Annotated in this window: 24 protein-coding genes; 5 read left to right on the plus strand and 19 right to left on the minus strand. The window is 35.8% G+C overall.

What is annotated here, in order from left to right:
• Window positions 1–3 precede the first annotated feature (3 nt).
• Window positions 4–1,038, minus strand: a complete 1,035-nt coding sequence (locus IIF7_RS07395) for an endonuclease/exonuclease/phosphatase family protein (RefSeq protein ID WP_084841052.1) — start codon at window positions 1,036–1,038, stop codon at window positions 4–6.
• Window positions 1,039–1,153: 115 nt separating this feature from the next.
• Here IIF7_RS07395 and IIF7_RS07400 point away from each other — a divergent pair, with 115 nt between their 5' ends.
• The 3 genes from IIF7_RS07400 to IIF7_RS07410 are packed head-to-tail and all read left to right on the plus strand — an operon-like array spanning window position 1,154 to window position 5,779.
• Window positions 1,154–3,973 carry a TonB-dependent receptor gene (locus tag IIF7_RS07400; RefSeq protein WP_084841053.1) on the plus strand — a complete coding sequence of 940 codons (2,820 nt, stop codon included), beginning with the start codon at window positions 1,154–1,156 and terminating at the stop codon, window positions 3,971–3,973.
• Window position 3,974: 1 nt separating this feature from the next.
• Complete coding sequence (locus tag IIF7_RS07405) at window positions 3,975–5,342, plus strand: DUF5689 domain-containing protein (protein ID WP_084841235.1); 1,368 nt, start codon at window positions 3,975–3,977, stop codon at window positions 5,340–5,342.
• Between the two features lie 38 nt (window positions 5,343–5,380).
• Window positions 5,381–5,779, plus strand: coding sequence for a hypothetical protein (locus IIF7_RS07410; RefSeq protein ID WP_084841054.1), 399 nt, complete (start codon window positions 5,381–5,383; stop codon window positions 5,777–5,779).
• 3 nt (window positions 5,780–5,782) lie between these two features.
• Here IIF7_RS07410 and IIF7_RS07415 read toward each other — a convergent pair whose 3' ends face one another.
• Window positions 5,783–6,517, minus strand: coding sequence for a hypothetical protein (locus IIF7_RS07415; RefSeq protein ID WP_139801288.1), 735 nt, complete (start codon window positions 6,515–6,517; stop codon window positions 5,783–5,785).
• A gap of 73 nt (window positions 6,518–6,590) precedes the next feature.
• Here IIF7_RS07415 and IIF7_RS07420 point away from each other — a divergent pair, with 73 nt between their 5' ends.
• On the plus strand, window positions 6,591–7,103 hold the full coding sequence (locus IIF7_RS07420) for a ClbS/DfsB family four-helix bundle protein (RefSeq protein ID WP_084841055.1): 513 nt from the start codon (window positions 6,591–6,593) through the stop codon (window positions 7,101–7,103).
• Window positions 7,104–7,165: 62 nt separating this feature from the next.
• Here IIF7_RS07420 and hflX read toward each other — a convergent pair whose 3' ends face one another.
• The 13 genes from hflX to IIF7_RS07485 all read right to left on the minus strand — a co-directional run bounded on the left by hflX (window position 7,166) and on the right by IIF7_RS07485 (window position 17,266).
• Entirely contained in the window at window positions 7,166–8,386 is a 1,221-nt protein-coding gene (gene hflX, locus IIF7_RS07425; RefSeq protein WP_084841056.1) for a GTPase HflX, read from the minus strand.
• Window positions 8,387–8,506: 120 nt separating this feature from the next.
• Window positions 8,507–9,403: a DUF3078 domain-containing protein gene (locus IIF7_RS07430; RefSeq protein WP_084841057.1), complete on the minus strand. Its 897-nt coding sequence runs from the start codon at window positions 9,401–9,403 to the stop codon at window positions 8,507–8,509.
• Between the two features lie 21 nt (window positions 9,404–9,424).
• On the minus strand, window positions 9,425–9,940 hold the full coding sequence (locus tag IIF7_RS07435) for a DUF2480 family protein (RefSeq protein ID WP_084841058.1): 516 nt from the start codon (window positions 9,938–9,940) through the stop codon (window positions 9,425–9,427).
• A 10-nt stretch (window positions 9,941–9,950) separates the two neighbouring features.
• Entirely contained in the window at window positions 9,951–10,274 is a 324-nt protein-coding gene (locus IIF7_RS07440; RefSeq protein WP_084841059.1) for an SUF system Fe-S cluster assembly protein, read from the minus strand.
• Window positions 10,275–10,652: a SufE family protein gene (locus tag IIF7_RS07445; RefSeq protein ID WP_084841237.1), complete on the minus strand. Its 378-nt coding sequence runs from the start codon at window positions 10,650–10,652 to the stop codon at window positions 10,275–10,277.
• 43 nt (window positions 10,653–10,695) lie between these two features.
• A complete protein-coding gene (locus IIF7_RS07450; RefSeq protein WP_084841060.1) occupies window positions 10,696–11,196 on the minus strand; it encodes an META domain-containing protein in 501 nt (166 codons plus the stop codon).
• Window positions 11,150–12,388, minus strand: coding sequence for an aminotransferase class V-fold PLP-dependent enzyme (locus IIF7_RS07455; protein WP_084841061.1), 1,239 nt, complete (start codon window positions 12,386–12,388; stop codon window positions 11,150–11,152). The genes IIF7_RS07450 and IIF7_RS07455 overlap by 47 nt, the downstream gene beginning before the upstream one ends.
• A gap of 48 nt (window positions 12,389–12,436) precedes the next feature.
• A complete protein-coding gene (sufD, locus tag IIF7_RS07460; RefSeq protein WP_084841062.1) occupies window positions 12,437–13,750 on the minus strand; it encodes a Fe-S cluster assembly protein SufD in 1,314 nt (437 codons plus the stop codon).
• Between the two features lie 78 nt (window positions 13,751–13,828).
• Window positions 13,829–14,581 (minus strand): Fe-S cluster assembly ATPase SufC, encoded by a 753-nt coding sequence (gene sufC / locus IIF7_RS07465; protein WP_084841063.1) that lies wholly within the window; start codon window positions 14,579–14,581, stop codon window positions 13,829–13,831.
• 48 nt (window positions 14,582–14,629) lie between these two features.
• Complete coding sequence (locus IIF7_RS07470) at window positions 14,630–15,010, minus strand: hypothetical protein (protein WP_084841064.1); 381 nt, start codon at window positions 15,008–15,010, stop codon at window positions 14,630–14,632.
• Between the two features lie 18 nt (window positions 15,011–15,028).
• Window positions 15,029–16,474 (minus strand): Fe-S cluster assembly protein SufB, encoded by a 1,446-nt coding sequence (gene sufB, locus IIF7_RS07475; RefSeq protein ID WP_084841065.1) that lies wholly within the window; start codon window positions 16,472–16,474, stop codon window positions 15,029–15,031.
• 36 nt (window positions 16,475–16,510) lie between these two features.
• A complete protein-coding gene (locus tag IIF7_RS07480) occupies window positions 16,511–16,900 on the minus strand; it encodes a four helix bundle protein (RefSeq protein WP_084841066.1) in 390 nt (129 codons plus the stop codon).
• 36 nt (window positions 16,901–16,936) lie between these two features.
• Window positions 16,937–17,266 carry a HesB/IscA family protein gene (locus IIF7_RS07485; protein WP_084841067.1) on the minus strand — a complete coding sequence of 110 codons (330 nt, stop codon included), beginning with the start codon at window positions 17,264–17,266 and terminating at the stop codon, window positions 16,937–16,939.
• A gap of 305 nt (window positions 17,267–17,571) precedes the next feature.
• Here IIF7_RS07485 and thiL point away from each other — a divergent pair, with 305 nt between their 5' ends.
• Entirely contained in the window at window positions 17,572–18,624 is a 1,053-nt protein-coding gene (gene thiL / locus IIF7_RS07490) for a thiamine-phosphate kinase (RefSeq protein ID WP_084841068.1), read from the plus strand.
• A 3-nt stretch (window positions 18,625–18,627) separates the two neighbouring features.
• Here the strand turns inward: thiL and IIF7_RS07495 are convergent, their stop codons facing one another.
• From IIF7_RS07495 to IIF7_RS07510, 4 genes are all read right to left on the minus strand, one after another.
• Entirely contained in the window at window positions 18,628–18,885 is a 258-nt protein-coding gene (locus IIF7_RS07495; RefSeq protein ID WP_084841069.1) for a hypothetical protein, read from the minus strand.
• 653 nt (window positions 18,886–19,538) lie between these two features.
• A complete protein-coding gene (locus IIF7_RS07500) occupies window positions 19,539–20,954 on the minus strand; it encodes an IPT/TIG domain-containing protein (protein WP_217806680.1) in 1,416 nt (471 codons plus the stop codon).
• A gap of 101 nt (window positions 20,955–21,055) precedes the next feature.
• A complete protein-coding gene (locus IIF7_RS07505) occupies window positions 21,056–22,030 on the minus strand; it encodes a DUF4973 domain-containing protein (RefSeq protein WP_084841238.1) in 975 nt (324 codons plus the stop codon).
• An 11-nt stretch (window positions 22,031–22,041) separates the two neighbouring features.
• Window positions 22,042–24,099 carry a RagB/SusD family nutrient uptake outer membrane protein gene (locus tag IIF7_RS07510; protein WP_084841071.1) on the minus strand — a complete coding sequence of 686 codons (2,058 nt, stop codon included), beginning with the start codon at window positions 24,097–24,099 and terminating at the stop codon, window positions 22,042–22,044.
• Between the last annotated feature and the right edge of the window lies 1 nt (window position 24,100).

Below are 24,100 nucleotides of genomic sequence, written 5' to 3' on the forward strand. Positions count from 1 at the left end.
TTTTTAGCGGGGATTTTTCTTTTTTATAAGATAAAGATATACCGGAAAATGATCGCTATAACCGCCTAAATAGCCATTATATCCATAACTTCGGAAGGGATATCCTTTATACTGTCCATTTGAAGTGATTAAATAGTCTTTTTTAAAAATCCCGGCTTTGTAATACTGAAAATGATTATAATTTTTAGTCGTCATAGTGCCTGAAACAAGGATTTGATCAAACAAATTCCAATTATCGCGATAGGCTAAACTTCCAATGCCATTTTTATACAATTTCAGCATAGGATTATAAAACTGAAATTGATTCGCTTTTTCTGAAGTTTTAAGCACATTCTTCACATTTTTGTTTTTAGGATCATCATTAAAATCTCCCATATTCACAATTTTTAAAGAAGGATCTATTGCCCAAAGAGAATCGCAAATTTTTCGGTTTACCGTTGCAGCCGATTTTCGATAATTTCGGCTTGCTTTTTCACCACCACTTCTAGATGGCCAATGATTTACTAAAAATGCAAAGTTTTCATCTTCAATTTTTCCTGTAGCCACCAAAATATCTCTAGTATAAATTCTTTTTCCTTCTTCATTCTGAATTAAGACGGCAATAGCTTTTGATGTTTGCGGTTGAAACACCTTGGGATTATAGAATAGGGCATTATCAATACCGCGGCGATCTGGCGAATCAAAATGAATAATTTCATAATTTTTATCTTTCAATTGTTCTGTATTCAAAAGATCTTCAAGTACAGTATAATTTTCAATTTCGCTTAAGCCAATAATTTCAGGACTATTGCCTGATAGATCAACTCCAATTTCTGAAATTACTTTACCGATATTGTTTAATTTCTGAAGGTATTTTTCTTCCGTCCAGGCATCTTTTCCATCAGGAGTACGATCATCATCGAAAGTGAAATCGTCATTTTCAGTATCAAAAAGATTCTCGGTATTATAAAATGCGATTGTCAAAACTTCGTAAGTAGCTTCATTTTGTCCAAATCCAATTCCGCAGTAAAAAAGAAAAATTAGTTGTAAGATTTTCATTATCAGAATCTTAAAATTGTTGTGAGTTTGCGTTAAAGTTATCCTATTCTTTCGGATAAAATAAACGGTTTCGAATGCTATTTTCTAAATTGAAGCTGTAATTTATTGATTTTCAATGAAAAGTGTGGTTTTTATTTGGGTGATTTCTATTTCCTCTGGTCTTTTGCAGGCGCAGGAAATCATTATATCCGGAAAAATACTACATGCTAATTCTCAAAATGTTATTGGTGGCGTTAGTGTTCGTTTAGAAGATCATTTTACGGAGGCCAGCACTAATGCCGAAGGAGTTTTCATACTAAGTTTTACAGATCTCGAAATGGGAAATTATATTTTAAATATTTCAAAACTTGGTTTTCAGTCACTGCGTTTACCAATTCTTATAGATCGCCCTACTTTAGATTTGGGTGTGATTACGCTAACGCCTGATATTGCAGAACAGCAGGCGCAATTAGGAAGCGTAAATCTTAGTGAAAATGAGTTGGATGACGATCAAATAGATGCCGGTTTTTCTTCGATTTTAAATGCTGGGAAGGATGCTTTTTTAAATGCAGCCGCTTACGATTTTAGTCAGACCTATTTTAAACCTCGTGGTTATGATAGTCAGTATGGTCTGGTAATGATCAACGGAATTGCGCTGAATAAAATCAATAATGGCCGGCCGCAATGGAGTAATTGGGGTGGTTTAAATGATGTGCAGCGCAATCAGGATTTTAATTTCGCCGTAAGCGCTGTAGATAATAACTTCGGAAGTCTTGCCGGTTCTACCAATTTCGTGATGCGTGCCTCAAAATTTTCTAAAGGTGGCAGGCTTACTTTATCGGCTGCCAATAGAAGTTATCGTTCCAGGATCATGGCCACTTATAGTTCAGGAGAATTAAAAAATGATTGGTTTTATACCGTTTCGCTCTCCGGAAGATTTGCTGAAGAAGGCTATATGGAAGGAACCTCGTACAACGCAAAATCGGCTTTTCTTTCCGTAGAAAAAAAGATAAATGAAGATCATAGTTTAAATTTTGCAGCAATTTATACACCCAATATTCGTGGAAAATCGGCGGCGATCACCGATGAAGTTTTTGAACTAAAAGGAAGAAAATATAATAGTTACTGGGGATATCAGGAAAATAAAATTAGAAATTCCCGGCAAAGACGGGTAGAAGAGCCTATCTTGATGTTGAATCATTTCTGGGAACTTTCAAAAGACATCCAAATAACAACCAATATCGCCTATCAGTTTGGAAGTATTGGCAATACCCGAATCGATTATGGGGGAACAAATTTAGTTCGGTTTAACGATCAGGTTTCTTACGATGGTGGCGGCCAAAATCCAGATCCCGCTTATTATCAAAATTTACCGAGTTATTTTTTACGATTTGAAGGGAGTGAAAATTATGAGGCCGCTTACCGAAGCGCCGCTGCATTTCGGGAAAATGGACAATTAAACTGGGATGCGATCTATGAAGCGAATATAACTGAAGCCAATGCCGGAAATAATGCCGTTTATGCTTTAACCGAAGATCGAAACGATGATCGTTCGGTTTTTTTGAATACGACTTTCGATCATAAGCTAAATTCAAATTTGAAGCTAAATGGCGGAATTAATTTTCAGCAGCTAAAAAGCCATAATTATGCAAAAATCGATGATCTTTTTGGTGGAAACCGGTTTCTGGATATCGATTTTTTCGCTGAACCAACCAATGATTATTCACTGGAACAAGTAGCGCAGAGTGATTTGCAAAACCCAAATCGGCTGGTGGGTGAAGATGAGATTTATAAATATAACTACGATCTAAATTCAACGAAATTTGAAGCATTTTCCCAGCTTCAGTTTATTGCCAAAAACATCGAAACTTACCTTTCAGCAAAGATCAGTTCAACAAATTATGATCGGTTTGGTAATTATCAAAATGGTTTATTTCCTGATAATTCACTTGGGAAAAGTGCAACATTGCATTTTATCGATTTTGGTTTAAAAACGGGGATAACTTATCATTTTACGGGGAGACATTCTATTTCTTCAAATTTATTTCTAGCCAGTAATCCGCCAACTTTGCAAAACAGTTTCGCAAATCCACGACAAAATAATACCCTGGTTCAGGATTTGGATAGTGAACAAATTTATAGTGCAGATGCCACGTATCGCTATCGTTCGCCGAATTTCAATTTAAAAATTAGCGGCTATTTTACACAATTTCGTAATGTAACCGACGTCTCTTTTTATTATGTTGACGGACTTTCAGGCCTAGGCAGAAATACAACCACTGCTTTTGTTCAAGAGATTTTATACGATGCCGAAAAGCAGCATTTGGGAATGGAATTTGGTGCTGAAGCGCAGGTAACTTCTACGATCAAATTAAAGTCAGCTTTAGCGCTTGGCCAATTTATTTTTTCCAATAATCCCAATTTGTATTTAACCAGCAATAGTTTTGCCGGCAATGTGAATTATGGGGAAACTCGTTTACAAAATTACCGTTTGGCAAACGGGCCGCAGCATGCAGCACAAGTAGGTTTTGAATATCGTGATCCCGATTATTGGTGGTTTGGTTTAACGGCTAACTATTTCGCGAACGCGTTTATTAATGTGAGTCCGTTACTACGAACTTCAAATTTTGCTACAGATACAGATGGATTACCGCTAGAAAATTATGATGCGCAAGTTGCCAGGGATTATCTAAAACAAGAGAATTTAGGCGACTATTTTTTGCTGAATGCCATAGGAGGGAAATCCTGGAAACTGGGAGATTATTATGTTGGGCTTTTTGTTAGCCTGAATAATATTCTGGATCAGCTTTACAAAACCGGCGGTTACGAACAATCCAGAAATGCCAATTTTACCAGTTTGCAGGAAGATCGCGAACGTGAAATGCCTGTTTTTGGCAATCGCTACTGGTACGGTTACGGCACCACTTATTTTGCTAATTTATATGTTCGGTTTTAATATGAAGAAATTTGTAGCCCTTTTAATTCTTATTTTGATCAGCTGTGTGACGGCAGACGATTATGATGTTCCACAAACTCAACTCCCGGCAAATGTGAGCATAGAAGGCACGCAAATTAGTCTAAGAGCCGTAAAAAATAATTATGATGAAGAAACCGGCGATATATTTACATTTTCGGGAGACCAGTATTTTGAAGCTTATGTGATTTCTTCAGATAGGGCAGGTAATTTTTATAATGAATTGATCCTTCAGGATCGTCCAGAAAACCCGGAAGCGGGGATACAAATTTTAATTGATGAAAATGCCCTTTATCAACGCTATAACTTCGGAAGAAAAGTGTTTGTGAAATTAAACGGATTGAGTATTTCAAAAAGCAATGGATTAATTCAGTTGGGAAAACAGAATAGGGGAGATCTTGATCCTATAACACCTTCAGAAATCGATGAATATCTGGTTCGTTCAGAAATTATAGAAGAGATCATTCCGCAGCAAATCGATATTGGTGATTTTTCACCTGAATTTTTATGCACTTATGTGCAGTTAGATAATATTCAGTTTAATCGAAATTTATTTACCCAAACCAACAGCACTTTTGCTGCTGAAACTTACGATCAATTTGATGGTTTTCGTCAAATCGAAGAATGTGGCAGCGATGATACGGCTTTGCTAAGCACCAGTACTTATGCCGATTTTAGGTCGGTTAATTTACCGGCAAGCTCAGGTACGATATTGGGTGTTTTAGGACGTGATTTTTATGATGATTTCTACGTGGTTCAGGTAAATTCAACTGAAGATCTTTCTTTTGGAAATGAGCGCTGTGACCCTGAGTTTTTTAACTGCGGAAATAATACTGAAGAAGGTGACACGATTTTGTTTGAAGAAAACTTTGCTGAAATCACCAATGAGAATCGATTAGATCCATTAGGCTGGACTAACGTCAATATAAATGGTGGCGAAGAGCGATTTGTTGATGCTACCTCCAACGGAAACAGAACACTAAGGATTTCGGCTTACAATACCGGGGAAAATCCTTTAGAAGCCTGGCTGGTGACGCCGCCCATCGATCTTTCGCAAACTCAAAATGAGGTTTTGTCTTTCGATATTCGGGCGTCTTATGATAATGGTACTATTTTGCAGGTATATATTAGCGAAGATTTTAATGGTGATCCAGAAACTGCAAACTGGCAATTGCTCGAGGCGAATATTCCCATGGGACCATCAAATCAAAATGCTACGATTTTTAGGAATTCAAAGATCGATATTTCCTGTTTTACTGCTGAAGTTTATGTAGGTTTTCGATACCAGGGAAGAGATCCTTCCCGAACCACAACTTATGATATTGATAACATAAAAGTCACAGCTGAATAATTATTTTCGTAAAACCTACTAACCAAATCTACTGTAAAATGAAGCTTAAATTATGCCTGATATTTGCTGTTTTTGGCAGCTGTTTTATGAGTGCCCAGGATCTCGAAGGTTCCTGGAGATGGACGTCTCCAGATGGATCTAAGCAATTTGAAATCCAACTTGAACAAATTAACGAAAAAGAATATCGTGGGAAGCATTGTGCTGTTTTTGATAATGGCGAGCAAATAGATTGTAAAAGCGAAAGCGACACCTTTTCTATTGTAATGCTTGAAATTACTGATGGTAATTTTGCCGGAACAATCGAAAGCAGCTACCAGCGATCACAAGGAAAAATAAAAATGCAATATCATACACAACAGGATTTGTTGCATTTTAATCTTACTAAAAATCCAGAGGGCGTTTTTTATTTACCTACAGAGGCTATTTTAACCCGATAATTATTAATCTGTAATAGTTTCTTCAGGTTTATAAGGAGACCATATTTCGTTGATTGGCTCTCCGGCAGAACTTTTGCCACGATGATTCCATTCCTTGTTCATTATTTGGTAATCGAAAGTTAAGCTGGCGCCTACGCGAAAATCGTCTTTAGAGAAAAACTCTATATTTTCTATATATCGGCCATATTTTGCAAGGTAAGAACCACCGCCAGTAGCAAAGAACTGCCCTGTGGCCGAGTTATATGCGATCCATTGAAAACGTGTGCCGCTAAGGATTTTTATTGTTTTACGATCTCCAATTTCCCGTCGTTGCATTTCGCCATTGCGCTCGCGACCTGTAATAATCCAAACGCCAGAAAGATCATCCTGAAAATCGCCAATCTTAAGCCAGATTTGTGAAATCTCATCATTCCATATTTTTAAGGTGTCTCCTTTAACACCAAAATCATAATTTACCGTAGTCCCTACTTTTAAAGAGTCATCAGAATTAAATTCAAATTTTTCGGTATAAATGGATTCTCCTTGTTTATAAAACCCGCCTTTTGCATTTTTAAAATCGTAGTCACCTTCTTTAGTTCCTTCAGCAAAAAAACCGTCCTGGTAAATCCTAACCGTAGTGAGTGATACAGGTGTTTCATTTTCTGAAATTAATTCCCAGGATCCTTCTAAACCTGCTAAACTTTGCGCATTTACAAGCTGAAATATACTGAACGCTATAAATGAAAAAAGTATCTTCATAACCTCGATTTTTAAAATGAAGATACTAATTTTAGTTCACAATCAAACTGAAGTTTATTATAGTTGAATCTTTATGGCAGTTCCAACAAATAAGAAAGAGTTAATAAACGATATCAAAACAACCTATTCTAAATTGAAAAAAGATTTAGAAGATATCCCATTGAAATCAACTAAAACTAAAGAGCTTGAAGGACATGCAAAACACACCAATATGAGTGTTTGTAACCTAGTCTCTTACTTAATTGGCTGGGGAGAACTTGTCTTGAAGTGGGATAGAAAAATGAAAAATAATAAACAGGTTGATTTTCCCGAAACTGGTTATAAGTGGAATGAATTAGGCAAATTAGCTAATAAATTTTATTTGGATTATGAGCATCTCTCGTATTTGGAACTGCTCGAAAAATTAGATAAAGTTTTTGTAGAGATTCTAGAAATTATCGAAAATGATTCGAATAAGGAATTATATCAAACAGCTTGGTATGGGAAATGGACAAAAGGAAAAATGATACAGTTTAATACCGCTTTACCTTATAAAAATGCAAGGACTAGAATAAGGCGTTGGAAGAAGTCTAAGGAAATTACATAATAAAAACAGCGAGTTAAAACGATAATTTACCCGCTGCTTTATATTGATGGAATAATTTTTAACTACTTCTCTTCGCCGTATTTATCGTATTCAGGATATAGAAAATTATTATATGGAAAACGTGTAATATGAATTTTACGCACCGCTTCGTATACTTTCTTTCTAAAGTGCTCCATATTTTCTTTTTCTAAAGCCGAGATAAACAATACTTTGTCGCCTAGACGATTCATCCAGGTTTGTTTCCACTCGGTTAATGTGTAATGGGCGCTGGTTTTTTCAGTAATAAGATCGTCTTCTGCAATTTCTTCAGGAACATATTGATCGATCTTGTTAAATACCATAATTGTTGGTTTATCGACACTTTTTATTTCATCCAGAATTTGATTCACGGAATCGATATGTTCTTCGAAATTAGGATGAGAAATATCAACAACATGCAATAACAAATCTGCTTCTCTAACTTCATCTAAAGTCGATTTAAAAGACTCTACCAACTGCGTAGGTAATTTTCTAATAAATCCTACCGTATCACTAAGTAGAAATGGCAGGTTGCGAATCACCACTTTTCTTACTGTCGTGTCCAGTGTAGCAAAAAGCTTGTTTTCAGCAAAAACTTCACTTTTACTAATCGTGTTCATTAGTGTAGATTTTCCCACGTTAGTATAACCTACCAAAGCAACTCTTACTAACTGCCCGCGATTGCCACGCTGTATTTCCATTTGTTTATCGATGGTCGCAAGTTTCTTCTTTAGCAAAGAAATTTTATCTCGAACGATACGACGGTCGGTTTCGATCTCTGTTTCCCCAGGACCACGCATACCAATACCACCACGCTGTCTTTCAAGGTGCGTCCACATCCCGGCAAGTCTTGGTAGTAAATACTCATATTGGGCAAGTTCTACCTGCGTTCTTGCATAACTGGTTTGAGCGCGCTGGGCGAAAATATCCAGAATAAGATTGGTTCTATCTAAAACTTTACATTTCAGGATCTTTTCAATATTCTTTTGTTGTGCAGGAGAAAGCTCATCGTCAAAAATGGCAGTACCAATTTCGTTATCAGATACGTAATTTCGTACCTCTTCCATCTTTCCAGTTCCGATGAAAGTTTTTGGATTTGGAAAGTCCATTTTTTGCGAAAAACGTTTTGCAACTTCTCCGCCAGCAGTATAGGTAAGGAATTCCAGCTCGTCTAGATATTCCTCTAATTTATCTTCGTTTTGATCCTTAGTGATGATCCCAATAAGAACCGCTTTTTCGTAACTTAAATCTGTTTTTTCAATCATAACTACAAAGGTACACAATAGATTAGTATTGTGATTTAGCGTGTTATTTTTTCAAATTATTTTAACCAAAAAAAGCCTGTAACTTAATTACAGGCTTTGGATTTTTATATTTTTTAGGTTTTAGAAGCTGTAATTAAATCCTAAACCAAAAACTTCTCTTACCTGAAATGCTCCTACGGCATTATCATCATAAATCGTCTGGAAAATGAAGTTTGTAGATAATAACTCATTAATTTTCATTTTAATGTTCATCGTGTAATCAATATCTACATTTTGTGGATCTTCCAGGTAGTTAGAGTATAGGTTAAGAATGTTCTCCATCTTTACGTTTTCGATGATATCGAATTTCGCATACGCTGAGAGTGAAGCACCAAGCTCGAATCTGGAAGAACTTCCTTGATCTACACCAAAATAATCACCGTCTTCATAACCTTCTACACTTGTAAAATAAGAATCTACAAAGATAAACCTTGCTGTAGCCGGGGCGATGTTTACATAAAAGTTTTCGTTTTTCTTCCAAAGCATACCAGGACCAAATTGCAGGTAGGCGGGAGAGAAAAAGCTGGTGCGTTCGGTACGAATAGTTTCGCCAGTTTCAGCATCTTCACTAAATGTATATCCTTTAGTAACCTGTGTTCTAAAATTAGTAAAGAATGAATAAAACCAGTTTGAATCTTCCACTTGTTTACCGGCAACCGAGTTAAATTCTAAACGGTCACTGGTCTTTCTTGGAAAATCATCACCATTTTGTTTTGTAAGTCCATAGTCTACCAAAACTTTGGAATCCCAAGTAAAATCGTCCTTCAGGTAATTAAAATCATAATTGAAGATTAAGTTTCCAGAGATGTTAGAAGTCCCTCCACCAGTCCATTCAGCATTAAAAGCCGATTGGTTAAAAAGGAGCTGGATGTTTCCTTCTGTTGTCCATCCTTCTTTTTGCTCATCGCCATCGTCTTCTTGTGCCTGTAGGCTAAATGCTCCTGCTAACGCAAGTAGGCTAAGTAAAATCTTTTTCATAGGTTAGTAGTTGTATTTGGGTTAGTTTTTTGGCTTTTTGTATAACGGAACTGAAGAGCAGGCCTCTCCATACATTATACTTTTTGCAATAGGTTGTAGTTTGTTTATTAATAGTAAATAAGCATTTTTAGGTACAGGTTTGTTTGCACAACCTTTAATGATTACCGGTTTATCTTCTAATTCTGAAAGATCCATTTGCTGAATAATTTCAGTATAAAGAATATTTTCTAAATCTTCCAGATTACCATTTACGGTTTTTTTAGCGAATGGCTGAAGATAAGTAGCAATAAGCATATAAGCCCAGGCCGGGATTATGGCATCTGTACTGCAATGTAAAGCCACGTAACAATCTTTGTACTGGCTCCAATCATGATTTTTGGCTTCTTCTCTAAATGTACCTTCTCGTAATACAAAACCTTCTAACAACCAGCTTGAAATATCAAAAGTCACTCTTTGGCCTTTTGGATAATAATCTTCCAGGTTAAAAGTGACTAATTTACTGTTTGCTACTCGATTTACAATTTCTCCTGTAGCCATACACTTTGTTTTATAATAGTCCTAATTCTAATTTTGCGCCTTCACTCATTAAGTCCTGGCTCCACGGTGGGTCAAATGTTATTTCAACCTCACAATCGTTCACAGCATCTAAAGATTTTACTTTTTCTTCAACTTCCTGAGGTAAAGTTTCAGCAACCGGGCAGTTAGGAGTAGTAAGTGTCATTAAGATTTTCACATCATAATCTGTACTTACCATTACATCGTAAATAAGTCCTAGCTCGTATATATCTACAGGGATTTCTGGGTCGTAAATAGTTTTAAGCACTTTTACGATTTTTTCTCCCAATTCCTGAGTGTCGATTTCCTGTTCCATTTATTTTAATTGGGTTTGATATGCTATTGCATACATTTTTAGTTGTTTGATCATACTTACCAATCCGTTTGCACGGGTAGGGGATAAGTGTTCTTTTAATCCAATTTCGTCTATAAACTGCGTGTCTGCTTCAAGAATATCTGAAGGATGATGTCCTGAAAAAGCTCTAATTAAAATAGCTACAATTCCTTTGGTGATAATTGCGTCACTATCTGCAGTAAATTCAAGTTTCTCACCGTTTAACTCGGCATGAACCCAAACTTTACTTTGGCATCCTTTAATTAGATTTTCTTCGATTTTATATTTTTCGTCGATTAAAGGAAGCGATTTTCCAAGTTCGATCATGTATTCATAACGTTGCATCCAATCGTCGAACATCGAAAATTCATCTATAATTTCCTCTTGTATTTCTTGTATAGATTTACTCACTTTTTTCGGTTTTTATAAGGCTAATTAACACCTGGTTATCCTTTGATAATAACTTAAGCTCTTTTTCAGAAAAATTGAATTTCTCTACTTTCCGTAATACTTTAGAGATGGTGTTTTCGTTATCCATCGCACCCTGGCAAAACTTCCTGGTACTTATGGTGTTAGAAAATGTAAGCGTATTTTCGCTAATCTTGTATTCGGCGCCAATAGAATTACAATCTGTTGTGACTGCAAGTCTTTTATTTTCTGAATTAAAGTCAAATATAAGATTCCCAAGATTTTCAGTGTTATTATTCAGTGTTTTAACCGAATATTTACCTGAAATTTCAGAATTATTTAACGTTTTTTGTTCACTTTCGCTAAGATTGGGTGTTTCTTTAGGCTTATTTTCCTCTTTACACGCGCTTAAAAAAATGAAGCTGAAAATTGCTAAAATCGCCAGTACTTTACGAGAGCATGGTTTTAGCTTTGATAACGGCTTTAATAAATGCATCTATTTCTTCTTTTGTATTATAAAACGAAAAAGAAGCGCGAACCGTACCCGGAATTTTATAAAAATCCATAATTGGCTGTGCACAATGGTGCCCGGTTCTCACTGCTATCCCCAGTTTGTCGAGAATTGTGCCAATATCATACGGATGCATTCCATTAATATTGAAAGAAATTACGGCTGTTTTTTCTTTTGAAACTCCGTAGATCTCCATCCCGTCGATTTCCAGAAGTTTTTTAGTGGCATAATGAAGCAATTCTTCTTCGTAGGCAGCGATCTTTTCGAAACCAAGTGCATTCATATAATCTAATGCTGCTCCAAAAGCGATCCCGCCGCAAATGTTAGGAGTTCCTGCTTCAAATTTATGCGGAAGATCGGCGTAAGTAGTTTTCTCGAAAGTTACCGTTGCAATCATCTCACCACCACCTTGATAGGGAGGTAATTTGTTAAGCCATTTTTCTTTTCCGTAGAGCATTCCAATACCAGTTGGTCCACACATTTTATGAGCAGATACTACATAAAAGTCTACATCTAAAGCCTGCACATCTGCTTTGATGTGCGGTGCTGCCTGAGCTCCATCAATTAAAACCGCTGCATCATATTCATGTGCTTTAGCGATAATTTTTTCGATGGGATTTACTGTGCCCAAAGCATTAGACACATGGTTTACAAATACGAGTTTGGTGTTTTCTGAAAGTAATTCTTCAAAAGCAGGATAGATTAATTCGCCTTCCTGATTCATTGGGATTACTTTTAAAATCGCCCCGGTTTTTTCAGCAAGAATTTGCCACGGCACAATATTAGAATGATGCTCTAAGGCAGAAACGATAATTTCGTCACCTTTTTTCAGCAATGAAGCAAAACCATTTGCTACCAGATTTATACCATGTGTTGTTCCAGAAGTAAAAATGATCTCGTGAGCCTTTTCTGCATTAAAATGCTTTTGAATTATATGGCGAGCCTGTTCGTATTTATCTGTAGCTTCTTGTGATAACGCATGTACACCACGATGAATATTGGCGTTATAGTTAGAATAATACTCTACAATCGTATCTATTACCTGTTGTGGTGTTTGCGACGTTGCAGCATTATCAAAATAAACGAGAGGATAACCGTTTACTTCTCGTTTAAGAATAGGGAAATCCTCTCTAATTTTTTCTACGTTATATTCTAATGCTTCAGTAGCTGTACTCATATCTTAAAATTTTTGCTGAATAAAATGTGCTACTTAAAAACTAGCTTTCTATAAGTTGAAACCTAATTCAACACCAAGTTTTTCAGCAATAAGATTGTTGATTCTTTTCTTGATCTCTGGGATCTTTACACTTTCTAATACGTTGTTGGCGAAAGCGTACATTAATAATCCACGTGCTTCTTTATGCGGAATTCCGCGTGATTGAAGATAAAATAAAGCATCTTCATCTAATTGTCCAATCGTGCACCCGTGGCTACAACGTACATCATCTGCAAAAATCTCTAGCTGAGGTTTGGAGTTGATGGTAGCTTTATCATCTACAAGAATGTTGTTGTTAGATTGATACGCATTTGTTTTTTGCGCCTCTTTTTCTACAACCACTTTCCCGTTAAAAACACCTACAGATTTATCTGAGAAAATTCCTTTATAATCCTGGTGGCTCTCACAATTTGGATAAATATGATGAACCAGTGTATTATGATCTACGTGTTGCTTTCCTTCAATAATGGTAACTCCTTTCATGGTAGAGTCGATTCGCTCTCCTCTTTGATAGAAGTTTAAATTATTTCTGGTAAGATTTCCACCTAAAGAAAATGTATGAACAGAACAATTACTTTCATCTTTTTGCTCGATAAAAGTATTATCGATTAAAGAAGAGGTTTCTTTATCATTCTGAATTTTATAATAATCTACAATCGCACGACGATCTGCAAAGATCTCGGTAACCGAATTGGTTAATACCGGGTGATCTGTTAAGCTTTGATGTCTTTCGATAATTTGAACATGAGAATTCTCATCAACCACCACAAGATTTCTAGGCTGAAGCAATAAAGAAGATTCATTTCCTGTAGAGAAATTAATAATCTGGATTGGCTTATCTGCCATGATATTCTTGTGAATATGAATATAAGCACCTTCTTTGGTAAATGCAGTATTTAAGGCATTAAGACCATTTTTTGGCGCAAGCTTATTAAAGTAATTATCGATTACCGGCTTATACTTGTCTTTGTTTAATGCTGAAGACATTAAGCATACATCGATTTTATCGTGAGTTGTAGTAGATAAATGAGAAGAATAAATACCGTCGATAAATACCAAATCGTAAGTATCAATATCATGAATAAGATATTTTTTGATTTGGCTATATTCTATAGCATCTTCTTTTTTAGGGAAAATGCTATAATCGTGTTTTAAAGCAGATTTTAATGAGGTATACTTCCAGGCTTCTTCTTTTTTACTTGGGAAACCAAAGGTTTCAAAGTCTTTTATCGCCTGACTTCTTATTTGCTGTACATCATCATCTACCTGATATTGCTCGTCGAAAGCTAAAAATGATGATACTAATTTATCTTTTAATTCCATTGTCTTCTGTTTATCAGTTGTAATACAAATTCTTCTTGAGTATTCTAAAAGACCACTCTTTTTTATCGAATTTTGATATTAAACTGCTTTTTCCTGCTTAATCCAGTCGTAACCTCTTTCTTCTAGTTCGTAAGCAAGTTCTTTACCACCAGTTTTAACGATTTTACCGTCTATTAATACGTGTACTACATCTGGTACGATATAGTTTAAAAGTCTTTGGTAGTGGGTAATAACAAGAACAGCGTTCTTTTCAGATCTTAGTTTGTTTACTCCGTTAGAAACGATTTTAAGTGCATCGATATCTAAACCAGAGTCAGTTTCATCTAAAATCGATAATTTAGGCTCTAACATTGCCATCTGGAAAATCTCATTTCTCTTTTTCTCACCACCAGAAAAGCCTTCGTTTAAAGATCTTGATAAGAATTTACGGTCTATTTCAAGTAGTTCAGATTTCTCACGAATAAGCTTAAGCATTTCGTTGGCAGGCATATCTTCTAAACCATTTGCTTTACGATGTGCGTTGATCGCAGTTTTCATAAAGTTGGTTACAGATACTCCTGGAATTTCCACTGGGTACTGAAAAGAAAGAAAAACACCTTTGTGAGCTCTTTCTTCAGGATCAAGTTCAGCAAGGTCTTCGTTTTCAAAGATGATTTCACCCTCTGTCATTTCGTATTCTTCTCTACCTGCAATAACAGAAGACAAAGTACTTTTTCCAGATCCGTTAGGACCCATTATAGCGTGTACTTCGCCTGGATTAATCTCAAGATCGATTCCTTTTAGGATTTCTTTTCCTTCAATATTAGCGTGTAAATTCTTTATCTTAAGCATAATTGTTTGGTATGCATTTAGGCTGTGCCCAAATTATGTTTGTTATTCCTATCTTTTAATTTTTGTGCTATCGGCAAGGATAGCTACAATTTCTTTTAATTCTATGTTTCTTTTGATGCCAGATTGTCTGGGGCTTTGCTTTAATTTCCCTCTTACTTTTACCGGAATCATTTCAAAATCATCAGTTTTATAAGCTTCAATTTGTTTTCCTAAAACTCGGCTTAAACTATCGATTTCTACATTATATATAAAGTCGTCACCTCTTAAAATGGCGTCATCTTCTGTGAAAACGAATTTCCCTATTACTGTAGGTAAAGTATCCTGTTCAGTTTCGTTTGCTTCAGGATTATCCTTAATCGCTTTTTGACTCTTCTCTTTACAGGAAGCGACCATGATAATCAGCAAAAATATGAACAGAATTTTCTTCATTTTCAAAAACTAAATAGCTTATCCTACAGATCCTTCTAAAGAAATTTCTAATAGTTTTTGAGCTTCAACAGCAAACTCCATAGGAAGTTTGTTTAATACTTCTTTACTAAAGCCATTTACAATTAATGCGATAGCTTTTTCAGTATCAATTCCTCTTTGGTTACAGTAAAAGATCTGGTCTTCACCAATTTTACTGGTTGTTGCCTCGTGCTCTACTTTTGCAGTTTTGTTTTTCGCTTCGATATACGGGAAAGTGTGTGCACCACATTCGTTACCCATTAAAAGAGAATCACATTGTGAAAAGTTTCTTGCGTTTTCTGCACGTGGGTTAATTTGTACTAAGCCACGATATGAGTTTTGAGATTTTCCTGCTGAAATACCTTTAGAAATGATCGTACTTTTAGTGTTTTTACCAAGGTGAATCATTTTTGTACCGGTATCTGCCTGTTGGAAATTATTAGTTACAGCGATTGAATAAAATTCTCCAACCGAGTTATCTCCTTTTAATACACAAGAAGGATACTTCCAGGTTACTGCAGATCCTGTTTCAACCTGTGTCCATGAAATTTTCGCATTTTTCTCACAAAGACCTCTTTTGGTTACAAAGTTGAAAACTCCACCTTTACCATCCTTTGTTCCAGGAAACCAGTTTTGTACGGTACTGTATTTAATTTCGGCATCATCTAAAGCGATAAGCTCTACAACGGCAGCATGTAGCTGGTTTTCATCTCTTGTTGGTGCAGTACAACCCTCAAGGTAGCTTACATAACTACCTTCATCAGCAACTACCAAAGTTCTTTCAAACTGGCCGGTCCCGGCCTGGTTAATCCTAAAGTATGTAGAAAGTTCCATAGGGCAGCGAACGCCTTTTGGAATGTAACAAAAAGATCCATCACTAAATACAGCCGAATTTAAAGCGGCGTAAAAGTTGTCTTTTTTAGGAACTACAGAACCAATATATTTCTTAACTAATTCTGGATGTTCTTTTATGGCTTCTGAAATTGAACAGAAAATAATTCCTTTTTCAGCTAAAGTCTTTTTAAAAGTTGTCGTTACAGAAACTGAATCCATTACCACATCTACAGCAACTCCGGCTAACTTTTTCTGCTCGTCGATAGAAATACCCAGTTTTTTGAAGGTATCCAATAATTCTGGATCAACCTCATCTAAACTATCGTATTTAGGTTTTTTGTTAGGAGCAGAGTAATAAGATATGTTTTGGAAGTTTGGCTTTTGGTAGTTAACATTAGCCCATTCTGGCTCTTCCATTTTTTCCCAAGCTCTGTATGCTTCCAATCTCCATTCTGTCATCCATTCTGGTTCCTCTTTCTTTTTAGAGATTGCTCTAACAATATCCTCGTTTAAACCAACAGGCAGTGTGTCAGATTCTATATCAGTATAAAATCCGTACTCATATTCTTTGGTTTCGAGTTCTTTTTTTAAATCGTCTTCAGTATATGCCATTTCAGTATTTTATAATTCAAGGTTCAAAATTCAAGCTTATTTAAATTTTGTTCCTTTAAAATCACTCTTTTGCAAATAATTTATAAAGCCATTTATTTGTTTGCTTAATGAAATAACTTTGCTTGTAAAGTTATCAAAATCGTCTTCATTTAAATATCCACGATCATAAGCTCTATAAATTTGTGATCGAGTTTCTCCACACGACGCTTTTGCAATAGAAAGAAATTGAATAAATTCCCTATTTCCATTTCTTTCAAATCCTTCTGCTATATTATACATTATTGAACCTGATGATCCATTTAATTGATTATATAGTTTAAAATCATTTTTAAGATTAGTGTTCTGTTTTGCATCATAAACCATTCTACAGATTTCTCTGGCACTTTGCCAAATTTCTAAATCTTCAAATTGTTTGATTTTTGTCAATTTTGAATCTTAAATCTCTAATTTTGAATTTATAATTTACAGCGAAAAACTTTCACCGCAACCACAGGTTCTTTGGGCGTTAGGATTATTAAAAACAAATCCTTTCCCGTTCAATCCGCCAGAATATTCTAAGATTGTTCCTGCCAGATATAAAACACTGCGCTTATCTACTACAATTTTAATATCGTTGTCTTCAAAAAGTTTATCATCTTCAGCCTTAGATTTATCGAATTTTAGCTCGTACGATAAACCAGAACAGCCGCCGCTCTTCACGCCAACACGCACATAATCCTGAAGGCTGTTAAAACCTTCGTCTTCCATTAGAGCAGAAATCTTTTTTCTTGCGTCTTCACTAACTTTTATCATAGCTTAAAAAGATCTTTTTAAATCGCGTACAAATATACATTAAAACAAGCGTTTTACCATAGCGGCAATATTTGTTTTAAAAATGTATAAATAAATGTATTCAATTGTTATTAAAAGCCTTTTTTTTACCGGGTTTCAAAAAGGCTAAGTTGTTTTTATTCAAAATCCTCCGGAGGATTTAATTTTTAATTGTTTCTATAGTATTAGTGGAATATTCTCGCAAACCTTTCAGTTTAAATGATAAAATTGATTTAGTGTATGTTGTTGAGATAATATTCATTTATTTTGCATAAAATTTATTTGTGATGTTTGATAATAGTGAGCCTACCAAAACAAGTTTGTCTGAATTAGGAGAGTTTGGATTAATCGATCATTTAACCAAAAACTTTTCTCCAAAGCATTCTTCTACAATAAAAGCCATTGGTGACGATGCTGCGGTCTTAGATTTTAAAGATAAACAAACCCTCGTGAGCACAGATATGTTGGTAGAAGGCGTTCATTTTGATCTTGCTTATATGCCATTAAAACATTTAGGTTATAAATCTGTAATGGTTAACGCATCAGATATTTATGCCATGAATGGGAAAGCTACGCACATCACAGTGTCTATTGCTCCTTCTAATCGATTTCCTGTAGAGGCTTTAGAAGAACTTTATGCAGGTATACAATTAGCAGCAGATTTATATAATATCGATGTGATTGGGGGCGATACTACATCTTCAACCTCTGGATTATTTATAAGTATTTCGGTTTTTGGTGAAGCTGAAAAAGACGATGTTGTGTATAGAAGCGGTGCAAAACCCAATGATCTTTTAGTGGTGACCGGTGATCTTGGGGCAGCCTATATGGGATTGCAGGTTCTAGAACGTGAAAAACAGGTTTTTAAAGCCAACCCAAATGCACAGCCAGATCTAGATCAATATACTTATTTAATAGAGCGTCAATTAAAGCCTGAAGCACGTAAAGATATCCCACCTTTGCTTAAAGAGCTTGGTGTAAAACCAACCTCGATGATAGACGTTAGTGATGGTCTTTCTTCTGAAGTGATACATCTTTGCAAAAACTCTAAAACCGGAGTTAATCTATTTGAAGAAAAAGTACCACTGGATCCTGCCGTAATTTCTGTTTGTGAAGAATTTGAATTAGATAGCACAATGATCGCTTTAAGCGGTGGCGAAGATTACGAATTATTGTTCACCATTGCACAATCAGACTTTGATAAAATAAAAGGGAATCCAAATCTTACAATTATTGGCCACATGACCGAAGAAAGCGCAGGGATGCATCTTATCACACGTGCTAACCAGGCAATTCCATTAGTTGCTCGTGGATGGAACTCTATGAGTAGCGAAGAGTAAAGCCTAAGAAGCTTTGGCGTAATGACGAACGCGACGGTTTTTTCGCCTTCTGTGTATTTTGGCGATGTAGTTATTAGTTTCCTTGAATTTTTTAGTTAGGGGAGCTAAAAATCCATTTGCTGTATCTGTCATTTCCTGTCCGCAGTTTGCACATTTGTACTCATGCACATGGTCAGTAACATGTTTGGTGACTTTTAATTTATGCCCAAAAACATTACAGAATACTTTAGCGAAAGAAAAATTATTGGGGGTGTCTTCCATAAAAGCTTGATTTTTAATTTTTTGACAGCTTAAAGTTAAAAAAGCCTTATGAAATTCCCAAAAAATAGCTAATTTTTTGTTAAAAGTTAATTTTTAAGATTTTGATTGAAATATTTATAATTTCAGATGTCATATTTCATCAAATAATCAGTGTTTTGCGGAAATTAGATATTTTTTATTCTGAATCTTTTCTTGATCTGTAACGTTTTAGCTGATTTTTAGTAGAATTTTCTTCAGAAGCAAGCTTAATTTTCTAATTTTCAGGATTTATTTGGCATATAATATCAACTTTTTCATCTCAAATTTGCTTTTTCAGGTATTTAGGTTGTTTTGGGTGGGGTTATTTGTTTGTGTGCCCTATAAAATTGGGGGTTGAAGTGTTTTCAAATATGAAATTTGATAAAATTTCAATCAATTTATGGCGGTTATATATTTTCTGAAAATTTGTATAAACTACGAAGCCGATTTTAGTGCTTTTGAAACTATATTTTTAAACTTCTGAAGTTTCAGAAAAAGCATTTTTAATATTTCCCTGTGGTAAGATGTTAATAAAAGAATAGTCCTGAATCTACGAGTGAATTTATTATAGACTCAGGACTGAAAACTAACTAAAACTAGCCTGCATTTCTGTTTTTTGCAAATACTTGGATTACTTATTCTTGTTCTCCTTCAAGTTCTTGCGCTTCTTCTAGGGCTATTTTACGAAAGCGGTGATTGGATTTATCGCCAATATAAAATGCTTTTTCTTCTTCGTTATAGGCAATTCCGGTTGGCTGATCAAAACGAGCTTCTTCTCTAAGGTCACCGTTTACGTAGCCCCAAGGATCAGGGTTTATACTGGAACTTCCTCTGCCGGCAAATGTGGTAACGCTACCTTCAGGAGTTAACTTTCTAATATCATGGTTGTGTTGTTCAGTAAAATAAAAGTCGTATTCATCTGGTTTACCAGCTTCAACATAATCTTCATTCTTTACAAAGACTCCTTGGTAAGGATTTCTTAACCTAACGCTAGATCCTACCCCGTCTTGATAGCCAGGGCTTTTAAGTTGTCCACAAACTAAGTAGGGTTGGTTAAATTGTTCTTTTTCCCAGTTGTAATCTACCCGTAAGATATAATGCTGATTTATAACGATAATATATGCGTAGTTACCTGATGGATGTATAAAGGTTTTGTATTCCCATTGTGGATCGTGAACTACAAATAAGGTTTCGAATTCTTTATCGCCAAGACCTTCTTCAAAATATTTGTTTAGATCGAACCTAAAAAACTGGCCTTTCTCATAGCTGTTAAAATACATTTCTCCATTTACCGGATGTATCGATGCACCATTAGATTGTTTATATCTGGTTAAAACTTCTCTATCCTGCCAGTCTTTGTCACGCGATAAGCGATAGGTGGCACGATCGTTTTCACCTCCTCGATCTTCAGCGATAATCATGTATTCACCGTCAAGCGTGAAATCGATACTTCTTGGACGATCAAAGTCAGATCGTACTTTAACAACTGTACTATCGGCAAAATCTATTTTATAAAGTCCGTTATTAAAATCGAAAACAACCCATAGGTGGTTAGAGTTTACCGGGTCGAACTTCATAAAAGAAGGTTCCCAAAATCCACTAGCCCTGTCATTTGGATTATCGGCTTTAAATTTACCGTCCTTCCATGGCTCATCTCCACGATCGTTTTTATAGCCAATTAATGTAGAAACAACCATTTTACGTTGGTAATCGAAAGCATTTTCAGAATAACCACTAACTTCTCTTTCTTCTCCTCCAATACGTACTTCAATATCACCGCCAAAAGCCTGTTGTGGTACTAAGCAATAAAGGGATTCTCCATTAACATTAATTACTTTTGCTTCTTTGCCTCCTATTAAAACCTTTACAATACTGGGATCTGTTCCAAAGTTTTTTCCGTAGATAACAAGGCGTTGTCCTGCACCACCAGACTCTGGTGTAAAGCCAGAAACTTCTACAGGTTTTGAAGGATCAAATGCCTGGGAAATGATATCTTCTTCATCATTATCCTGGCAGCTGTAAAAACCAACACTTAAAAACGCTAATATCAAATAAAGGATATTTAGCCTCCTTTTATTATATAGTATATTTGAATACATAGTTTTATATTTTAAAATTCGAGATTTTTGTTTTTTATATTAAATGGTGTCATTTACCATTCTATTTGCTGATCTTCATCTGGAATCTGGGTATTTAATTGACGTTCTAAGATTAGTGATCCAGATACCTTATAGTTAATATCTACATTTGGAACCATTGTGTAATCTGAAAATTGATAATCGATATTATTAATGGTTAAATATCTGTGTAGAAGATAAGGTCTAAGTTCGTCCATTTGTTCTGTGATGGTGTAGCTGGCACTTTTATTTACCTGAAATTCCATTTCTGGATTATCTGCGCTAAAAGTTACGCCACCATTGCCATCAAAGCTTGCGTACACTTTATAATTACGGCGATCCTGGCGATCTTCATCTATATTCCCTGCATAGAAAAATATAGTGTTCTCGTCTACTACGTAAGATTTTATTTCTGAATTTACGATTGGCGTTTCATCTTCGTAGCCTTCCATAACTGTTTTTAAAGCAGTACCACTGTACGTCCCAGAATAATCATTAAATGGATTAATACGTAAAAGCGCTTTTCTATAATTTTTTCTAGGATTTGGCGTGTAAGATGGACCGTCTAATATTGTTAATGGAAGCACCCACTTTTCTACCATATCGATATCTCTTAGAGTAAAGTCGATGTTCATTAAAGAGGTGTTTTCTCCTGCTTTAATTTCTACTTCTGAAGGAAAAGAATAGTATTTACTCTCTAATTCTTTGTAATAGAAATCTTCTCGGGTTTGAAATCTTTCATAGTTTAATACCTCTAGTGTGTCTGGATCTAATGCTACATTTATCATCGCGTTTTGCGAATTAGTTTTAGATCCGCTTACAATTAAAGGAAGCTGATATGTTGTTTCTTCTTCGCTTTTATAGCGCACATAAATATCTGTAACACCTTCAGAATTGGTGATTGGCGCTTTAAAGGAGATATAATTTTCAAATTGTTCTTCGGTCCACTCATCATTACATGAGGTGAAAATTATAAGCAGCAGTATAATAGGTATAAATAGTTTATTCATAATCATGATTATTAGTCGTTATAATTCCATCCTGGGTTTTGTGTAAGACGCTTATTACGTTTAAGTTCGGTATGTCCAATTGGCCAAAACCACATTTTGTCAGAAAAAGTTGTTTCAAGCGCCCAAATAGCAACGGGTTGATGAAAAAGCTCTCTTTCTTCTCTATTCATAAGAATATTGCAACCATAAATTGGTAGGGATTCTTCTTCTGCAGCATCCATCCATCTACGAAGATCGTAGTAGCGTTGGCCTTCTGCCAGTAGCTCGATATAGCGTTCTCTCTTTAGTCTTTTTCTAAGTTCATCTTTGTCGTTATATACATTGGCAGGATAATCTGGGACACCACCGCGTATGCGAACCGGATGAATTCCTCTTTGCATTTCAGGAATACTACGAGAGATACTATGGCTGCCACCATTCCAGCCATCAATATTGTAAGAGCCATCTAGTTCGTTTAATGCTTCTGCGTACATAAGTAAGATATCTGCATATCGAATTGCAGGCTCTGGCTTAAATACGATATTGCTCATATCTCCACCTTCGTAAGTGTCACTTGGGTGAACATATTTTTTCATACCAATTCCTGTTCTTAGCCAATAAGCATTAGAAGAATTGAATCCGTTTCCGTTTGGATTGTCACGGTAGTAAAATACCTGTTGATTACGATTACGTTCCTGTGACTCGTTAAGTAAAGGCCAAAAACTTCCATTAAAAGCTACAGATGCGTAGAATCTAGGCTCTCTATTAGCATATTGTAAAGAAACGCCTGGCATTAATGGTTTGTAAAGTCCTGCTTCATAGTCTTCTTGAGTAACAAACCCCTCTACGCGGTTGGAGCCGTTGCCACGACCAATTTCTAAATCTTTTCCAGGTACATCTTCGCCGTCGTTCATATAGTAAGCGTCAACAAGTTTTTGAGTTAACCCGTGTGTATTCCATCCGGTAGCAGACCTTGGTAATTGATGCGCTACCATTGCCCGTATACTTTCGTCGTTTTGGTTGTTTCCTCTGGTAAAGATTAATTCTGGATTACCGGAAGCTGGTAGTGTACCATCAAAAACCTGAGCATAAGATTTCTCTGGATCTATATCTGCCCAACCATCTGGCCATGATTTTTCTGAAAAATTATTATCTGCAGGAGGGGTAATTGTAGCGTTATCTCCTGTTTCCTGAACTGGCACGGTATATAATTCATATATCCCAAGATCTATAACGTCTTTAGCAGCAGCGGCGGCTTTTGCCCATTTTTCTTCCTGATAATCTGAAGATAATAATTGATTCCCCTGGTCGTCTACCAATTGTGCGGCATAGCCAGAAGTGTTTCCGTTTGCTAAGGGACTGGCTGCATAAATTAGCACTTTAGCTCTAGTCGCTAAGGCTGCGCCAACAGATGGTCTTGCTGAACCATCTTGCCCACGAACCATTCCTAAAGCTTCCATTTCCTGTGCAGCAAGTAATAATTCATTGCTAATAAAATCTGCACATTCTTCGTAAGAACTGCGGGGAATTGCCAGGTCGTCGTAGCTATCAGCATAATCCAGGCCATCGTCTGGTAATAGTGGAATAGGGCCGTATTTACGAAGTAATAACCAGTAAAGGTAAGCTCTTGCAAAACGAGCCTGCCCGCGATAATCGTTAATTTCCTGCTCAGACATTTCTGTATTCATGTGGATATTGTGAATAAAGGTCGAAGCATTTCGAATTCCGCGATAGCTTTGCGTCCAGGTACCCTGCTTATCATTCTCGTTATATTGTCCCATTTTGAACATGTTATAGGAGAGTTCATTTTTAGAGGGATCATAGTCACTGTCCCTATCTCCATAATACATGTCATCGGCAAAATTGTGAGGTGTTACACCTTTACTGGCAACATCTGCATTAATGCCTCTAAATTCTTCAAATACATTAGCAAGCCATTCTTCAGAATATACTTTGCTTTGAAATACTTTTTCTTCTGTTAGACGATCTTTAAAATATCTACTAGAATCTAGATAGTCGTCACTACAAGAGGAAATGATTGCTGAGAGAAACACAAGTAATAATGTGTTATATAGTATATTTTTATTCATT

The organism is Zunongwangia atlantica 22II14-10F7 (assembly GCF_002094855.1).
Taxonomy (GTDB): domain Bacteria; phylum Bacteroidota; class Bacteroidia; order Flavobacteriales; family Flavobacteriaceae; genus Zunongwangia; species Zunongwangia atlantica.